Here is a 17,774-nt window from a genome sequence, read left to right as displayed (position 1 = left end):
GCCATGAGCTACGTGATCGCCCAGCCTTGCGTGGATGTGAAAGACAAGGCATGCATCCAGGAATGCCCGGTGGATTGCATCTACGAGGGCGATCGCTCGCTCTACATCCACCCGTCCGAATGTGTGGACTGCGGCGCGTGCGATCCCGTGTGTCCCGTCGAAGCGATCTATTACGTGGACGATGTCCCGGACGAATGGGCCGATTACGTCAGGGCCAACGTTGAGTTCTTCGAGGAACTGGGGTCGCCGAAGGGTGCGGGCGGGGTGGGCAATCCGGGCCGTGACCATCCCGTGGTTGCTGCAGAGCCTTTGCGCGTCGGCTAGCCCAGGCAGGTGGCAGCTGGGTCTGTTTAGTTGTTGCTTGAGGGAGCCAGCCGGTAGCCAACCCCGCGGACGGTCTCAAGCCAGCGTGGTGCCTGGATGCTATCGCCGAGCTTCTTGCGCAGGTTTCCCATATGTACCTCAACGGCACGCTCATCTGCGTCGCTGACGTAACTGCCGACGTCGTACGGTTCGTTGCGTAGTCGACGCGCGAGGTCTGCCTTGGTCCGCACTATCCTGCCGGTCTCCAGCAATGCAAGTAAGAGGTCGAACTCCGTGCGGGTCAGCTTGAGCTCTTTGCCGTTGAGGACCGCGGTGCGGGAACCGGCAGAAACGGCCAGCCCATTGTGGCTCACTTCGGGATCCACTTCTTCCGGCACGCCCTTGGATTCCGACGACGCGCGGGGACGCCGCATCATGGCTTCAACGCGGGCGCGCAGTTCCCGGGGACGGAAAGGCTTGGTGAGGTAGTCGTCGCCGCCGGCTTCCAAACCCATGAGGGTATCGAGCTCTTCGGCGCGTGCCGTCAACATGATGATGTAGGCGTCGGATGATTTCCGGATCTGGCGTGCCACCTCAAAACCATCAATATCGGGGAGGCCGAGATCCAACGTAATAACGTCCGGATTCAGCTCGCGGGCCGATGTCACACCTGCGGATCCCGTGGACGCGACATGTACATCAAATCCCGCCTGGGATAGAACTACGCGTACCAATTCGCGGATATCCTGGTCATCTTCAATGACCAGCCCCACACGTGCTTCACTCATCGCTGCCCCTCAGCCCCTTCGATAACCTCAGAAGTATATCCATTATGGTTAGGCTGATCTCATGAACCGACTTTCTTCCGTATCTTTGGTGGATGTGCCATGACCCACCCTTCAACTTGGGATATTGGTGAAAAAAAGAAATTGTTGGTTTTTAGGCGCTCTTTCCATGAACATACCCTGCGTATGCGCGTTGTCCTCAGCCAACTGCCGTTGTCTGTGTGTGTCTGTATTTCAGCCATCCTGGTTTGGCTGTACTTCCCCGCCACTCTTGAAAATCCGCTGTTCCTCATTTTCCTGCTGAGCCAGGCACTCCTGCTGGCACTGTGCATCATTGTGCCGTGGCACCGGCTCCCCTTCGCCAGCTTCCTCAGCATCCCCATCCTGGACATGGTCTCCATCGGGTTCGCCCGCGAAGGTGCGATGGAATCCATCACCGGGCTCAGTGTCCTGGTGGTACTCCCGGTCATCTGGCTTTGTGCTTCAGGGCTGTACCCGAAGCTCGCCATTGTCTTGTCCTTCCTGGGACCGTTGGGAATCGTCTGGGTTCCCCTGTTCGCGCGTGGAACCCTCAGCGAACAGGACTTCACCAAGCCGCTCCTGTTCCCTATCCTCATGCTGGGAATTGGAATTTCCGTCAGCGTCCTGACGCTGAGCATGGTCCGCCAGCAGCGCGCCCTCGAAGAGAAGGACGAGGCACTCAAGGAAGCTCTGAGCGTCAGTACAAAGCAGGAACGGCTCCTCAACACTGTCATGGAAGCCCTGCCGCTGGGCGTGGTGGCCGTGGATGGCGACGGGCACGACATCCTCATGAACCGCCGCCAACGGCAAACACATGCCCTGGCAACTCCCCCGGACAACGACGATCCCAATGAATCCCAGTTGCTGGTCTTCGACATTGACAGGACAACGCCGTTGCCTGCGGACAGGCGACCGGTGCGTCGGGCCGTCCTGGGCGAACGATTCACGGACCAGTTGGTGTGGTTGGGCGCGGGAAGCGAACAACGAGCCTTCACCACGAGCGCACGGCCCATGGTGGACGACGGCGGGAAATTCGCCGGTTCCGTGGTGGTGTTCAGCGACGTCACGGACCTGGTGAACGCGCTGGCCGCCAAGGACGACTTCGTTGCCAATGTCTCCCACGAATTCCGTACCCCGTTGACGTCCATCCTTGGCTACGTCGAGCTCATCCTGGACGAGCCGGACGCCCTCGATGCCCGGGCACACAAACAACTCGACATCGTCCGGCGCAACGCGGAGCGGCTGCTGACCCTCGTCTCGGACCTACTGGCCGTGCGCTCGGGCCAGATCGTCATTCAGCCGCACTCAGTGGACGTGGCGGAGTTGGTGCGGGGCAGCGTCACCTCTGCAGAACCGCGCGCGGCCAAGGCCGGCATCCGGCTGTCGGTGGACCTCCCGGATGCGCTGGAAGCCCATGTTGACTCATCACGGATTGCGCAGGTGCTGGACAATCTGGTGTCCAACGCGATCAAGTACTCTCCCGACGGCGGCGATGTGGAAGTAGCTGCCTGGGAGGAGCAGGACTTTGTTTTCTGCCGGGTCACTGACACCGGGATGGGAATGAACGAAGAGGAGCAGGCCGAGGCTTTCACCAAGTTCTTCCGCGCCGGCGGGGTACGCAAGAGTGCCATCCCGGGCGTCGGGCTTGGGTTGCCCATCAGCAAAGCCATTGTTGAAGCCCACGGCGGGACCATCACCTTGGAGAGTGTCCCCGGTCAGGGCACCACTTTTACAGTCAAGATGCCCGCCTAGCCGTCAGTGCCTTACTCGTGCTGCGCCAGTCCCTGCACCCTCTGCATCCCGACGGCGGCCGAAGAGGAAGTAGCTGACGGGCCCGAAGAAGTTGATGAAGGAGACCGCCCGCCAGATGGCCTTCTTGCCCCGGATCTGCTCGTCCGGGGTCTTGCCGATGCTTCTCTGCGCAGCACCCAAGAGGGCCATATTCACCGCGCCACTGACCAACAGCATGATGCGTTGGCCTTTGGTCATATCGCGCCACGATTTCTTGCGGGCCATGATGCCTCCATCCGTGAAGATCTAGTTATCAGGCTAGTCCGACGCCGAGCGGCCCGCCACAGCTTGGCGTACAACTTCGCCCCATGATTGTTCGGCCAGGTCAGCCACAGCGGCCAGGATTTCCGACGGCGGCAGGGACAGGTCCAGCGGGTATTCCACGATGTCGATGTCCGTGTTGAGGATGCGGCGGAGTTTTATCTCCCCCGCCCCGGCGTAGACGAGCCACGCGGTGGGAACCCTGAGGGCCGTGCAGTACGCCAGCAACTGGTAGTGGTCCGCGCTCAGGGAGGCACCGGCGTCGGAGGCTGCTTGGTATTTGGAGTCATAGACCACCACGGGGCGGCCACCCAGGAAGTGGACGGCGTCAGGGCGGACAGTCAGGCGATCAGAGTCCCTGACGGCCTCGTTGAGCAGCGCTCCGTAGTGGAGGCGCATCTCCCCCGGATGGGCACTCATGGCGGACCTGAGTGCGGTGCCCACGAATTCTTCAAACACCTGGCCCATGTCCACCACGAAGGACGCGGTTTGCTGCTTGCCCTCGCCGGCCTCGGCGGAGGCATTGCGCAGAATTACTTCGGACAGGCGCAGGACGGCGTGATACCTGAGGTTCATCCTGCTGGCGCGCCACGGCGGCAGCGGCGCTCCGGACTGAAGCCGGGTGACGGCGTCGAGCTTTCCCTTGAGCTGCCGCAAACGGCTCAGGACATCCGGCCGAACCCCGGGAACTTTTCCCATGCGCTCCAACGCGGCACGGAGGATGCGGTTCTCGGCGATGTCCTCAGTGAATTCGTCGTAGGAGACCTCCAGCGGCACCATCATTCCGGGGCGTCGGGAAATCTGGTCCGAGATACGGATGCGGCCCTTGACGGTGCGCAGGGACTCTTCCACGGTCAGGTAGCCCTGCAGGACGCCACGGCTCAGGGCTTTATCTGCCAATAGAGCGAGCGATTCGGCCAACGCACTCCACAAATCCGGGTGCTCCACGGCCTCCACGGAATGGTCCCGGAAGCCTTGGTCCCCGGCGTAGCTGAGCAGGAAGAGAAGCCGGCTCAGGCCCAGCCGATCCTTGGGACGGACTTCAAGCTGCACCGTGGAGGTTCGGACGGACCCCACCTTGCCAACGGGCTCAATCCGGTAAAGGCCCATGCCCATGGGCGACGCTTTGGCCAGGCCGCTGGTATTGATGAACGCAGCCGACTCGGGATCGAGTTTGTCCACCACCCCGTGGGAGAGCTCGTCCATGACGATATGCCGCGGCCCGGAGTTGGCCTTCACCGCTGAGGCAGGCACCCGCCCGGCAGAAGCGGGAGCCCGGCCCGGCCTGGGCGGGATGGATTTAGCGGGCTGCAAGACGTCCCAGCAACTGGTCCAGGCCGAAGCGCTCCTCAAGTTGCGCGCGGTTCAGCTGCCCGTGGTAGTGCTCCTCCAGCAACGGCATGAGCTCGTACTTCCAGATGCGGCGTAGTCCTGTGGGGTTCTGCGCTGCATTCTTCATGAAGTAGGACGGTCCGATCATCAGGTCCCTGTCCCAATCGTCGATCGCGTCGTTGAGCGCATCCAGCAGGTCCGCGTTGAGGGTGTCCAGCCCGCGGGCTTCCAGGAAACGACGCAGCGTACCGCGGATCGGCTCCTCCTTGGGGTGCAGCTCGATAAAGGCGAAACGGCGGCGGATGGCGGCATCCATCATGGCAATGGAGCGGTCCGCGGTGTTCATGGTGCCGATGATGTAGAGGTTATCCGGCAGGCTGAAAGGCTCGTTGGGGCTGTACTGCAGGTAAATACGATCGTCCCGGTACTCCAGGAGGAAATAGAGCTCACCGAAGACTTTGGCCAGGTTGGCGCGGTTCATTTCATCGATGATCAGGAAGTACGGTTTGTGCGCATTCTCGGCCTTGGCAGCTTCCTCCGCCAGACGCCTCAACGGCCCGGCCACGAGTTTGAAGGACACCTGGCCATCGTCGGTTTTGTCCGGCCGGTAGCCCTCGAAGAAGTCCTCGTAAGCATACGAGGGGTGGAACTGCACCAGCTTCACCCGTTCGTCAGTGTGGTCACCGGCCAGCTCGGCGGCGAGGTGCTTGGCCAGGTAAGTCTTGCCGGTCCCCGGAGGACCGTACAGAACCAGTTGGCGGTTCTCTTCGAGCAGTTCCGCAATTTCCTTCAGCGGTTCGAGGTCCATGTGCAGGGACGCCGCGAACTCTTCCGTCAGGGGCCGGAAACCTTGCTGGACAACCTCGACGACGGTGGTGGGCGGAGCTTCGTCCTCACCATCGGTTTCGGCTTCCACCGGCAGCAGTTCCTGCAGGGCTTGGATCACCCTGGTGACGTCCACGATGATGCCCGGCGTGGAAAGCTGCCGCTGCGCATGACGGGGAAGCTCGGGGATGGCGTAGCTGTCCTCGAACCAGCGGACCTTGCGGCGAATGCGGCGATTGTCCTCGTGGTGTTCAGGCTCGCCAAGAACCACGCCCACCCGCACCCGGCCGGCATGCTGATACAGCGTGAGATCGCCCGGCTTCATGACCGTCAGGAAGGCGAAAACAGCAGTCTTGGTGTCTTCGCGTTCCACATAGCCCAGATGCTTGTAATCCTCATCTACGGCATGCTGAACCACGCCGGCCGTAACGCCCGCCGTGAGGGTACGCAGGTGCTCTACGTCCAGGGTGGCTTTTTCCTCGGCGACCCAGCTGGCCAAGAGGTCACCGTTGTCATGATGGGTGCGCAGGAGCCAGGAACGGCGACCCGGATCCCCCACCTTGCGCCACTGACTCACCAGTTGACGGGAATACCAGTCGATGCGCTGCCCGGCTTGCTCGTCCAAGTGGAGGCGAATGCGGTGAATGTCCGCGGTGATGTCCTCGTCTGTGTCGCCTTTGGCACCACCCACAAGTGAAGCGAAGGCGTCCCGGATCTCCTGGCGTTCGACATCGGCCACCACGGGCTCAAAGTAGCTCGGCCACACGAGGTACTCGATGCTGCGGCGAAGAGCGGGCTGGTCCTCGGGCGTTGCTGCGGCCAGTTCGTGGAACTTCAGCGGGTCCGCAAGCGCTTCGTTGATGGTGGCCGTGCTTTGGCTGTCCACGTGGGCCACGAAACGGCACAGCCACTTCAAGTGGTCCCAAATAGTCCAGTTGAACTCGGCAGTGCGGTCCCGGATAACACCGTGGTCCGTCATGCCCTCATAGAGTTCTTCCGGCAGTTCGATGGGCGGCTCAACCCATGACGCCGCTTCGGCGACGCGTGCCCTCTTAACCCTGAGGGACTTGACCTCGTGCGCGAGCGGCAGTGATTGCAGGAACAGCAGTTCCACGGCCAGCAGTTTGGCCTCCCGGGACGCGCCTTCCAGGTTCTGCCGCAGGTTGGTCATCATAGGTGCTTTTGAGTCCTCGACCCCGCGTTCGAGCCGTTCGAGAAGCTCGCCCGCAGCATCCGCGGTCCACGTCAACGTCCTGCCGTCCAGCGCGGAAGGTCTCCCGTGAAGCGCCGGACCGAGCACATACCAAGCTGCGTCCTCGATCTCCTTGGAGACTCCGGGGGCACGGTCAATGGCAGTTTTTACGGAGGGAATCACCATGCCAACTTACCTTGTTTGGCTTATCCAAGCATCTGGATATCCACAGGCTTGCCGTTCCAGCCGCGTGACGCGCGATTGGCCTGCGTTTGCCTGCCGCTAACTTCCGTCGCGGAGGTCCGCCGGCGGTTCGTCCTTCAATTCGATGGCGTCGAATCGGGCCTCGCAGCCCTCTCCCATTGGGGCTTGCGACATGAACCCTACGTGGACGGGTTTCTCCGTATCCAGCCTGAACAGCCGGACGAAGGACCATTCCCGGCCATCCGATGACGAGTGGAAAGCCCACGCCGGACCCACCCGGCTGATGCGAAGGTAGACCCACGGGGCAGTCACCACAGGCCCGTTGGAATCGTCGGAATAGCTGTTGGTTACCACGCTGACCACCATGGCTTCCCCTTGCGGAGAATACTCGAAACAGAGCTTGGCCCAGTGTTCGCTGTCCGCCCACAGGCTCAGCACACCGGCGTCGAACGTTGTCCGCGGTGAGGCCACCAGAACCCTGGCCGAGAACGAGAAGGCCGCCGGAGCCCTGAACCCCAGCGCAGTGGCGCCATGCTGCGGTTCTCCCCCAAGGGAGTCGTTGGTCCAGTCAACCCCGGGCGCGGCTGTGAGGGTCAGCGTCCCCTCGGCCTCGTCATAGCTGGCGTGACCGGTGGACGAGGTCCACTCCAAGGATGGGAGTCCTGCTATTTCGGGGATCAATCGATACTCCTTGGTATCCTGAAAAATGGTCAAGAACACGCTTTCAGAGATTGCCGAAGATGTGTGGGAGGCCACACCCGGACACTAAAAAAAATCGCTAGTGCATCCCGAACTGATAACTGAATGGAACAGGCTCGCCGGGACAGACCTCTTCCCACAAGGCGGCGATGGCATCCTCCCCTTCGCGGAGGTCCGGAATTTCGACGCCCTCATGCAAGATGGCGGCCGCCTCTCCAGGGTTTCCCGTCCGCGCAAGCGCCAGCGCCCGGAGGAACCTCAAGCGTCCGACGCCGGCGCCCTCCTTGGGTGCCTTCTCCGTCAGTTGCAGAGCCATGGCCGGGTCTCCGTGGCGGATGCTGAGCGTGGCCGCCTCCGTGAGCAAGGCTGTGGTGGAATGGTCAGCCTCCACGCCGTTCCGCAGCTCGGCAAGTCCTTCGGTTTCCTGTCCCTCAGCGAGGAGGGCCAAGCCCAGTCCGCGATGCGCGAGCGCCCTGGTAGGCGGCCGCACATCACCGGCCGCCAGTACCTCGCGATACAGCGCCTTCGCCCCGCCCAGGTCCTGCCTTGCATGCCTCATGGTGGCCACGTGGAATTTCGCTTCAACGCTGTTCTGCCCCGCCAACAGGTCCTCCCAATCCGCCCCGGCGACGAAGCTGGGCGCGCCGTCGAACGCTTTTCCGTGCAGCAACCCAAGCCACGGTTCCTGCTCGGCCGTGACGCTCTCATCCACGAAAGGTGTACCGCTTTCATCAATCCAGGCCATGCCTGACCTGCTTCGCCGGGCCCGCTCCACAACGCCCCAACCGCTGCCGTGCAGCAGCATTTTCGACGGCGGGACGTCGGCATCGCTGATGGCGGCGGAAAGCATGGACTCGAGTTCCTCGTGGGGCAGGAGTTGTTCCAAGCGCGCGCTGGCGTGCGCCACCGCAGCATTCCAGTCGGGACCGTGCGAGGTCTCCGGATCAAGGTGCCCGTTCCCGTACGCTTCAACCCATGCCCACTCTGCGCCGGCGGGCATCACCAGGTGTTCAAACTGCGTCTGCGCGAGGCCGGCCTGGATCTCGGCGTACGGTCCGGCACCTGGGCTCAACCACTCCTGCCAACGTTTGCCGCCTTGTCCTTGGCCCCAGACGAAGAGCTTCTTTCCCCGCAGGAGGCCCGTGGACAGCATCGCCAGCCCGTCGCCGTCGTCGTCCGCAGCCACGACCCAACGCCGTTCGGATGGGTCGATGTCGAAGAAGAAGTCAGCCGCGTGCGGGCTGTTGACCAGCCACGTGCCGTCATACCCTTCGTGGTCAGTTGGCCTCACCCGGGTGATATCCGTGGCGTAGTCGCTACCGAAAGCATCGTCCGCCGGAGCGATGACCCGGGTACGCTCCGTTTCCGGGATGGCTGCGTTGCTCCACCAATACATGGGGACATCGTGATCGTTCGGGTTCCGCAGCCTGACCGCGACGAAGAGGACGTCCGAGTCCGCAGGCAACCAGATGTCCACCTGGAACACCACTTCCCTCAGCCGCTCGTACTCCCACACGCGCAGGATGTGTTTGCCGTCCGGGGTATGAACGATTGCGGTTTGCAGCGGATCGCAACTGGTGGGTGAATGACCACGGGTGCCGATATTCCATTCCAGCCCGCCCGCAAACCACGCCTTGCGAAGCGCAATGTTGGCCAGTTGCGGGGCATCGTGGGTGTGGAGGAGCTGCTTGCCTGTGGCTTTATCGAACAACTCCCAAATGCGGCCACCCAATGAAGGGATGACGGTCACCTTGAGTTTGCTGTTTTCAAGCACGACGGCGGGAAATTCCTTGGGTGCCGCATCCCGGCCGTAGCCGTCCTGCATGAGATACGGATAAACATTGGGCACCACTCCGTAGCGGGCCGAGGCTTGGAGTTCCTCCGGCACGCCCTCGCCCACCGTGTAGGGCTGGTCCAGTTCGGCCGCCACCACCGGCAGGGGGTTCAGCGGGCCGAGCTCTGCCATTGTCAAGGAGATAGTGGTGATGGTGAGGTTGGAGCTTGCGGTGCTGGCCACGTCAGTATCCGATCGTGAGAAGGAGGCCGCGCTGCGGCTCAATGGTGATAGGGTCGCCGGGCGCGTAGCTCGCGGCGGATTGGAATCCGCGGATGGCCGGGGCAGTGACGGCCCGGGCGGCAGCGTCGTCGTCGAAAATCAACGTCACATGCTCAGTTTGCCCGGCCCAGGATGCCAGCACTACAACCATCCCTTGCTCCGTCAGCCACGTGCTGGCAAGTATGTCCGGGTGGTTGGTTCGGACCGGGGCTTGGGGATCCCAGCAGCCCCGCATCTGCCCGCTTTCCAGTCCGGTAGCTGCCCAGAAATCCCATAGCGGGCGGTTGTCGACGGCGGGTGCCCGGCCCGTCATGCCAAACACCATGCCCCGCCATGGATTGCCACCGCCTTCCAACATCTCGCCCATGACGCCGAAGGGAATCCCGGATAGCTCCACCAGCCAATAGTCGGAATCAGTGGTGTGGTAGTCGAAGTACTCCCCCAGCCAGAGCCGGTCCACATAGGGCAAGTGCTCCATGTACAGATTGGCGGAGGATGCATATCCGTCGTGCGCTGTGAACTGGTTGGCGGAATGAAGGTCTATTTCAGGGCCATCCACACCCCTGGCTTGGCTGGCCCGCTCGAGGACCTTGCGGACCCGCAGCATGGCATGCCGGTCATAGGCAATGTCATCAAGATAGATGCCGTCGATCCCGTCCACGCCCTTGGCCAGTTCCTGGAGGCTCCGCACGTAGAAGTTCTCCCACCGCGACTCACCCGTGGTCACAACGGCGATGTCGTCCACATTGGGCGCGAACCACGCTGAGACGTAGCCGCAGCCCACATGTTCCCGCAGCCAGATATGTCCGTTGCCCGGGCCGTCACTGAAAATCTCGTGGTCCAGGTGCAGCAACGGCAACAGCTCCGGACTGTGGAACGTGAGCTCGCGGACCGTGTTGTACACCTTGGCCTTCAGGCCCTGCCGATGACACTCGGCAACGTAGTCCCGCAGCGAGTCCCGGGTCAGGAGGGGGTCGTTGATGTACGGCGCCGGTGCCGTTGCGTGGTGGACGTTGACCACGGTGGCTCCCACTGCTTTGATGTCCGCCGGATTTTCAGGAGCGTGGAAGTAGCGTTTCCGAAGGTGCTTAGCTGGCTCGATCGGCTTGAACGGTGTCAGCAACAGGCGGAAATCGAAGTCCAGCGGTTCGTTGGCAGTCAGCGTCCTTGAGCCACTGAAGGCGTTCACCTTTACCGTGCCGTCCGCCATGCGCAGCTTCACCCCGCCTCGGACTATGGCGTCCCCGCTGCTTTGCTGGCGATTGGCCCATGACGTCGGCTCCACCAGCGGCTTCTCCCGGTAGAAGTTGGTGTTGAGCGGCCGTTCATATCTGTGGTCGCGCAGGGCGAGCTGAATTCCGGCGTTCACACTTCCCAGCCACAGCGCGTCCTGGTTCTTCGCGGCCACGTCCCACATCCAGTCCAGGGCTTCCGGCCGGCGACCACCCGGGACACCTAAACCCATGGCCAGCGGAACCGCCGACTCCCAAAACTCGAGCTGCAGCCCCACGTCGTTCACGTCCACGGTTCCCTCGGAACTGAGGCGCAGCGAGTATGACACTGCTCCATCGGCATCGAGAACGCCGTTCAGCTCCAACGCCAGCACTGACTTGCCGTCTTTTCGGCCCGTCCAGCTGCACCGCCAGGACGTCCGCGCCGGGCCCTCCTCGGTGAAGACGAGCCGCCCGTGCGTCCATTCGATTCCCTCGACGTCCAGCCGCACCGGGGAGCTGAAAAGTCCGACGGCGGGGCCATCAGTTGCGGTGACGGCGGCGGTGAAGGTGGACGTCACCTGCGCCGGGAGGCCCGACTCCGTCAACCGCAGGGATCTGCCCAGGATCCCCAACGTCCTGCCCGATTCGTCCAAGGTGATGGCCGTGAAGGGCTTGACTAGCTCCACGTCCTGGGCCACCCGCGAATCCAGCCACGCCAGGCGCCGCAGTAAACGCGGATCGCCGAATCCGCCGTCGGGTTCTGTGTCCGTCTCTCCGGCCACCTCAAGCGTGACCTCGATCTCCTCCGCCGCCTGGCCTACGGCCGTGATACCAGTGGCGGCAATCCTCACCAACGCCTCCACGGTTGATCCGGCAGCATTGTGAGGAACTGGCAGGATCACATACAGCGCCTGAACTTTCCCCGCTGGTACCGCAAGGGTCCTCTGCCATGGCCTGCCCAAACGGTCCACGCCATCAGTGTTGATGCAGTGTCCCCCGGACGGCGCCGTGACTTCGACTGTCACGGCTTCGAGATCCTGCAGGGCGAACAACCCAAGCTGGACTACGTAGTCCTCCCCGGGCCGGGCATGGGCAGTAAAGGTCTTGGCCGGTCCGTTGATCACCCAGTGCGCTGGAAGGTCCGCATGCATGGAAATCGGGTTGAGGCGGTCCTCCGGAAACACCAGAAAGGCCTCGCCCGCGTAAGCCCGGTGGAATTTCTCGAGTTCGTCGATGCTGGCAGTGAAGTTCATCGGTGCGAAGGAGTCCCTCTCGCTGGCCGCCTCGTATCGAAGGACTGTCGCCTGTGGCAGTTCGCGCGTCGCCGGAACCCACCATGAACCCCCGACGGCGGCCACCCAGGCAGGGTCTGCGGACGGACGATGCGGGAGGTACTGCGCCTGGGGATAGTGGGCTTTCCCCAGCATGGCGTAGGGCAGGTAATAAGCGAAGTAGATCCCCGGGCCATCGATCGCTTCGAAAACGATATTTCCGAACTCCCGGATGGCCTCTTCCACGATCACGTTCCGAACCCTTGTACCGCTCTTTTCCGAGACGATGATGACATCAATCGAGGCCGGGTGGTGGTCCTGGCGCCGCCAAGGGATAAGCACCCTTTGAGCAGGCGCTGGTAAGTGGGTCTCCAGCGCCAGTTCCACCCTTTCCAGGACTTCCACGACGAACCGGTGATTTCCGTAGAGCAGTTTGTCCCACGCCCCGATGCCACATTCCACCTCCGGGTGGGCCTCGGTCAGCGCATGGTGTCTGCTTGTTGTGGGAGGGGAAACGGGGGCCGGTGAAACCGGCACGGGCAGCGGCATTGCTGGGACTCCTGAAGGTAGCTTCCGGGGCTGGTCACCGGGTTGGTGAATCCTTACATCATCCCGTCGTTCTACGGAGTCGTAAAGGGTCATGACGATACGTGATCACTGCAATTTTTCCGTCCGTAAGCTGGACGGCAGGGCCTACTTGGGCTTGGCAAGGTTCAGCGCGTTGACTTTCGCCCTGGCGGCCCTAACAACTTCGCGGTCGGTGACGGTGTAGGCGGTGGGATCGCTGCCGTCCTGGGCGCCTAGGGAGATCGCTCCTTCTCCGAGGGTTGAGACGGTCTTCTTCGCGGACAGGTGAACGGCGGACAGCCCCGCCGCGTGCATTGCCGGGATATCCACCAGCGAAAGACCCCCGCCGGCCATGATTTCCAGAGCACCCCCTGCCCGCTCCACCATGGAGGTCAGGGTCTGCAGGCCTGCTCCGGCGGTAGCTTCATGCCCTGACGTCAGGACCCGGGTGAAGCCCAGTTCCATGAGTTGCTCAAGGGCGGCTAAAGGGTCTCCTGCCTGATCGATGGCCCGGTGGAAGGTCAATTGCGCTTTAGGATTGGCATCCTTGGCTGAGCCCACCAGACGCTGCACGGCTCGCACGTCCACCTCTCCTGAGGGAGTGAGCGCGCCAACCACCACCCCATGCGCACCTTGGGCGAGAAGGTGTCGGATCTCGTGGACCATGGTGTCCAGGTCGGAAGCCGAGTACCGGAAATCGCCGGGCCTGGAGCGTATCAGCGGATGGATTTCCAGACGGCCATCGACGTGTTCCATGCTCGCTTCCATGAGTCCTTGGCTCGGAGTGATTCCACCAAGTTCCAGGCTGCTGCACAGCTCAATCCGGTCTGCCCCTTCGGCGGCGGCCGTGCCTGCACCCGCCGCGCTCACCACGGCAATTTCAAGTTTCATGCTGAAACTCTACGGGCAGCAGAGACTACGCGCGGTAGCGTTCGAGCTTTTCCTTTTGCTCCGGAGTGAGCCTGAGGACCCGTCCGGTGGCCTCCGCCACGAAAGCCAGGTGAGTGGTGGCTTTGACGCAGTCCTCCCGCGTGACGGGGTCCTTGATGACGTAGTGGAGATCGAAGCTCGCGCCCTTGATGGCGCCCACCCAGATCTCGACGACGGCCGGCATGTTGCGGTAGTCCAGCGTCCGGACGTAGCGGACTTTGTGCTCCACAACCAGGGTCATGGTCCCCTCCTCAACATCATTGAAGAGGGCAGCGGGAGGTTCGACGCCGGGGAGGCCCGCACCGCGGGGCGGCCCGAAGGCTGCGATGCGGGCTTCCTCGAGCATGCGCACAATCTGGACGTTGTTGATGTGTCCGTAGGCGTCCATGTCACCCCAGCGCATGGGTACAAGGACCTCAATGCGCCGGGGTGCCCTGGACTCCTTCAGTGTTTCCGTGCTCAGCTGTGCACCGCCGTCGAGTCGTCCACCGCGGTCTCTTCCTCACCCGCGAACTGGGACATGTACAAGCGGTAGTACGCGCCCTGGAGAGCGAGCAGCCGGGTGTGGTTTCCCTGCTCCACGATCTTGCCGTTTTCCATCACCAGGATCGTGTCGGCGTCCCGGATGGTGGAGAGTCGGTGGGCTATCACGAAACTCGTACGGTCAGTTCGGAGCGCTGCCATGGCCTTCTGCAGCAGCAGCTCGGTACGGGTGTCCACGGAGCTCGTGGCTTCATCCAGGATCAACAACGAAGGATCGGAGACGAAGGCACGGGCGATGGTGATGAGCTGCTTTTCACCGGCGCTGACGTTGTTGCCTTCTTCGTCGATGATCGTCTGGTAACCGTCCGGAAGAGCACGCACGAAGCGGTCCACGTAGGTGGCCTTGGCCGCCTCCATGATCTGCTCTTCGGTGGCGTCCAGGTTTCCGTACTTGATGTTGTCGTAGATGGTCCCGCCAAAGAGCCAGGCATCCTGCAACACCATGCCAACCTTGGACCGCAGCTCGGCACGACTGAGGTCCTTGATGTCCACGCCGTCCAGGGTGATCCGGCCGGCATTGAGCTCGTAGAAACGCATCACGAGGTTCACCAGCGTGGTCTTGCCTGCACCGGTGGGGCCCACGATGGCCACCGTGTGACCAGGTTCCGCAGCGAAGGACAGGTCCTCGATGAGAGGCTTGTCCTCCACGTAGCTGAAGGAGACGTGCTCGAACTCCACGTGGCCGTCGGTCTTGGAGGGCAGGTGACGCGTGGGGTTCTCTTCAACTTCTTCATCGGCGTCCAGGAACTCGAAGACGCGCTCTGCGGAGGCAACGCCGGACTGCAGCATGTTGGCCATGCCTGCGATCTGGCCCAGCGGCTGGGTGAATTCACGGGAGTACTGGATGAACGCCGTGGCGTCGCCGAGGCTCATGGAGCCCGAGGCAACGCGGAGGCCGCCAACCACGGCAATGCCGACGTAGGACAGGTACGAGACGAAGTTCATGGCCGGGAAGATCACACCGGACACGAACTGTGCCCCGAAGGATGCTTTGTACAGTTCCTCGTTCTTCTCGTCGAAACGCTCCAGCATGTCGGCATCGCGGCCGAACACCTTCACGAGGTCGTGGCCGGAGAACGACTCCTCGATCTGGCCGTTGAGTGCGCCGGTGTTCTTCCACTGCGCGGCAAAGAGCTTCTGGCTACGGGCACCGATGACGCCCGCAACAATGCCGGACAACGGCAGGGCGATCAAGGCAATCAGCGCCAGCTCCCAGGACACGATGAACATCATGACCGTGATACCCAGGACCGTGAGCACGGAGCTGACCAGTTGTGAGAACGCCTGCTGAAGACCCTGCTGGACGTTGTCGACGTCGTTGGTCACGCGCGACAGGATGTCGCCACGCTGGCGGGTGTCGAAGTAGTTCAACGGGAGCCGGTTGAGCTTGGCCTGGACGTCGTTGCGTAGCTTCTTGATGACCCGCATGACGATCCTGTTGAGCAACCAACCCTGGGCCCACAGGAAGATGTTGGCAACGAAGTACATGAGGAGCACGATCGAAATCAGGAACGTCAGCTTAGGGAAGTCGATCCCGTTGGTCAGTTCCATCTTGGAAACCATGTCCGCAAAGTTGCCTTGCCCCTGCTGACGCATGAGCTCCACGAACTGCTCTTGGGACACCCCCTCCGGGACCTGCCTGCCGATGACGCCACCGAAAATGACGTCCATGGCAATACCCAGTACCTTGGGGGCGATCACGTTGAGGACGACCGAGACAATGACGAGGCCGATCACGATGTACACACCAACGCTCTCGGGCTTAAGCAGGCCCATGAGCCGCTTGGCGGAGGGCCAGAACTCCTTCGCCTTCTTGGCCGGAACGTCGCCGAACATGCCGCCATCGGCTTCGGAAGGGACGTATTCCTCTTCAACGAAGTCTTCGTCGTCAAGCAGCTCTGTTGCTACCTCAGCCTCGGCCGTTGCCTTGGCATCCTTGGCGGCCTGTGCCTTGGCAGCCCAGCCACGCTTCTTCTGCTGGTTCTGCTCGCTCATGCCACTTCCTCCACGCTCAGCTGGGATTCAACGATTTCCTGGTACGTGGGTGACGTTTCCAGCAGTTCGTCGTGCGTTCCACGGTCGACGATCCGGCCGTTATCCAGCACGAGGATCTCGTCCGCGTCCGCGATGGTTGACACACGCTGGGCCACGATGATGACCGTGGCGTCCCTGGTCTTGGCTTTCAAGGCCTTGCGCAGCCTGGCATCGGTAGCGACGTCCAAAGCGGAGAACGAATCATCAAACAGGTACACATTCGGCTTGGTAACAAGCGCCCTGGCAATGGACAGCCTCTGGCGCTGGCCGCCGGATACGTTGGTGCCACCTTGGGCAATGCGCCGGTTCAGACCGGATGACTTTTCCTCGACGAAGCCCTTGGCCTGCGCAGTCTCCAACGCATCCCACAGTTCTTCGTCGGTGGCGTCGGGCTTGCCGAAGCGCAGGTTGTGCTCGATGGTTCCGGAGAACAGGTAGGGCTTCTGCGGAACCGCGGATACGCGGCTGGTGATTTCAGATGCGTCCAACTTGGTGACGGGCACGCCGTCGAGCAGGACGTCGCCCGAGGCGACATCGTAAAGCCGCGGCAGGAGCGAAACCAGGGTGGTCTTGCCTGCGCCCGTGGATCCGATGATGGCCAGGGTCTTGCCCGGCTCGGCGGTGAAGGAGATGTTGCTCAGCACCGGCGCCTCCGCACCGGGGTACTTGAACGTGACGTCGCGGAATTCCACGCGGCCTTTCTTCTCAGCCGGCACCGTCGGTGAGGTGGGGTTGTGGATGGAAGGCTCGACGTCGAGCACCTCGCCGATGCGATCCGCACAGACGGACGCGCGGGGAATCATCATGGCCATGAACGTGCCCATCATGACGGCCATCAGGATTTGCAGCAGGTACTGGAGGAAGGCCGTGAGCGCACCCACCTGCATTTCTCCCGAATCCACGCGCTGGCCGCCGAACCACAGCACGGCGGCCGTAGACAGGTGCAGGATCATGCCAATGGCCGGGAACATCAGGACAAACAGGTTGCCGATCTTCACGGACACTGCGGTGAGGTCTTCATTGGCATCGCCGAAGCGCTTTGCCTCGTGGGGTTCACGCACAAAGGCACGGACCACGCGGATTCCGATGATTTGCTCGCGAAGCACACCGTTGATCGCGTCGATCTTGGTCTGCATGGAACGGAACAGGGGCATCAACCGGACCACGAGGTAGCCCACCACGGCCACCAGGACCGGAACGGAAACCCACACGAGCCAGGAGAGGTTGAGGTCCTCACGGAGAGCCATGATGATGCCGCCAACACACATGATGGGCGTGGAAACCATGAAGTTCAGGCCCATGAGCACCAGCATCTGTACCTGCTGGACATCGTTGGTGCCGCGGGTGATCAGCGTGGGAGCGCCGAATCGGTTGACGTCTTGGGCGGAGAAGCTGCTGACCTGCCGGTAGACGCTTCGGCGCAGGTCGCGGCCGATGGCCATGGCAACGCGGGCGCCGAAGTACACCGCGATAATGGCGGTAAGCACCTGTCCAAGGGCGACACCGAGCATGAGCACACCGGTTTGCCAGATGAAGTCGGTGTCTCCGCGGGAAACTCCCTCATCAATGATTTTGGCGTTGAGGCTGGGGAGGTAGAGCGTGGCGATGGTGGACGCCAACTGAAAAATCAGCACAGCCACTATCTGCGGCAAATACGGCTTGGAGTAGCGCCGTATAAGGGTGACAAGCATGCCCACGGGTCCTTAGAAAGAGTGCGTGAATGAGTTAAGAGAAGTTTGGCAGCAG

13 protein-coding genes are annotated in these 17,774 nt (G+C 62.2%); 2 read left to right on the top strand and 11 right to left on the bottom strand.

From position 1 onward, the window contains the following. Positions 1 to 3: 3 nt before the first annotated feature. Positions 4 to 324 (top strand): ferredoxin, encoded by a 321-nt coding sequence (gene fdxA, locus A477_RS0103795; RefSeq protein ID WP_017197690.1) that lies wholly within the window; start codon positions 4 to 6, stop codon positions 322 to 324. 26 nt (positions 325 to 350) lie between these two features. Here the strand turns inward: fdxA and A477_RS0103790 are convergent, their stop codons facing one another. Then, on the bottom strand, positions 351 to 1,091 hold the full coding sequence (locus A477_RS0103790; RefSeq protein WP_017197689.1) for a response regulator transcription factor: 741 nt from the start codon (positions 1,089 to 1,091) through the stop codon (positions 351 to 353). Positions 1,092 to 1,190: 99 nt separating this feature from the next. Here A477_RS0103790 and A477_RS0103785 point away from each other — a divergent pair, with 99 nt between their 5' ends. Next, the gene (locus A477_RS0103785; protein WP_017197688.1) at positions 1,191 to 2,861 is read left to right on the top strand and encodes a sensor histidine kinase; all 1,671 of its coding nucleotides are present in this window, start codon (positions 1,191 to 1,193) and stop codon (positions 2,859 to 2,861) included. Positions 2,862 to 2,864: 3 nt separating this feature from the next. Here A477_RS0103785 and A477_RS0103780 read toward each other — a convergent pair whose 3' ends face one another. From A477_RS0103780 to A477_RS0103735, 10 genes are all read right to left on the bottom strand, one after another. Next, complete coding sequence (locus tag A477_RS0103780) at positions 2,865 to 3,125, bottom strand: PLDc N-terminal domain-containing protein (RefSeq protein ID WP_017197687.1); 261 nt, start codon at positions 3,123 to 3,125, stop codon at positions 2,865 to 2,867. Positions 3,126 to 3,158: 33 nt separating this feature from the next. Next, on the bottom strand, positions 3,159 to 4,367 hold the full coding sequence (locus A477_RS0103775) for a 5-methylcytosine restriction system specificity protein McrC (protein WP_044568254.1): 1,209 nt from the start codon (positions 4,365 to 4,367) through the stop codon (positions 3,159 to 3,161). 94 nt (positions 4,368 to 4,461) lie between these two features. Next, positions 4,462 to 6,696 (bottom strand): McrB family protein, encoded by a 2,235-nt coding sequence (locus A477_RS0103770; protein WP_017197685.1) that lies wholly within the window; start codon positions 6,694 to 6,696, stop codon positions 4,462 to 4,464. A 96-nt stretch (positions 6,697 to 6,792) separates the two neighbouring features. Beyond that, positions 6,793 to 7,395 (bottom strand): DUF1349 domain-containing protein, encoded by a 603-nt coding sequence (locus A477_RS0103765; RefSeq protein WP_017197684.1) that lies wholly within the window; start codon positions 7,393 to 7,395, stop codon positions 6,793 to 6,795. 97 nt (positions 7,396 to 7,492) lie between these two features. Beyond that, on the bottom strand, positions 7,493 to 9,430 hold the full coding sequence (locus A477_RS0103760) for a DUF5107 domain-containing protein (protein WP_017197683.1): 1,938 nt from the start codon (positions 9,428 to 9,430) through the stop codon (positions 7,493 to 7,495). Between the two features lies 1 nt (position 9,431). Next, positions 9,432 to 12,503, bottom strand: a complete 3,072-nt coding sequence (locus A477_RS0103755; protein ID WP_017197682.1) for a glycoside hydrolase domain-containing protein — start codon at positions 12,501 to 12,503, stop codon at positions 9,432 to 9,434. A 144-nt stretch (positions 12,504 to 12,647) separates the two neighbouring features. Beyond that, complete coding sequence (locus A477_RS0103750) at positions 12,648 to 13,412, bottom strand: copper homeostasis protein CutC (protein WP_017197681.1); 765 nt, start codon at positions 13,410 to 13,412, stop codon at positions 12,648 to 12,650. Between the two features lie 25 nt (positions 13,413 to 13,437). Next, entirely contained in the window at positions 13,438 to 13,854 is a 417-nt protein-coding gene (locus A477_RS0103745) for an acyl-CoA thioesterase (RefSeq protein ID WP_017197680.1), read from the bottom strand. Positions 13,855 to 13,910: 56 nt separating this feature from the next. Then, the gene (locus A477_RS0103740) at positions 13,911 to 15,989 is read right to left on the bottom strand and encodes an ABC transporter ATP-binding protein (RefSeq protein WP_017197679.1); all 2,079 of its coding nucleotides are present in this window, start codon (positions 15,987 to 15,989) and stop codon (positions 13,911 to 13,913) included. Continuing rightward, a complete protein-coding gene (locus tag A477_RS0103735) occupies positions 15,986 to 17,719 on the bottom strand; it encodes an ABC transporter ATP-binding protein (protein ID WP_026005336.1) in 1,734 nt (577 codons plus the stop codon). Before A477_RS0103735 ends, A477_RS0103740 begins: the two co-directional genes overlap by 4 nt. Between the last annotated feature and the right edge of the window lie 55 nt (positions 17,720 to 17,774).

The sequence above is a fragment of the Arthrobacter sp. M2012083 genome (genome assembly GCF_000281065.1).
Lineage (GTDB): Bacteria > Actinomycetota > Actinomycetes > Actinomycetales > Micrococcaceae > Arthrobacter.
The sequence above is the reverse complement of the archived record's forward strand: the minus strand, read 5'-3'. Positions and strand labels throughout refer to the sequence as shown.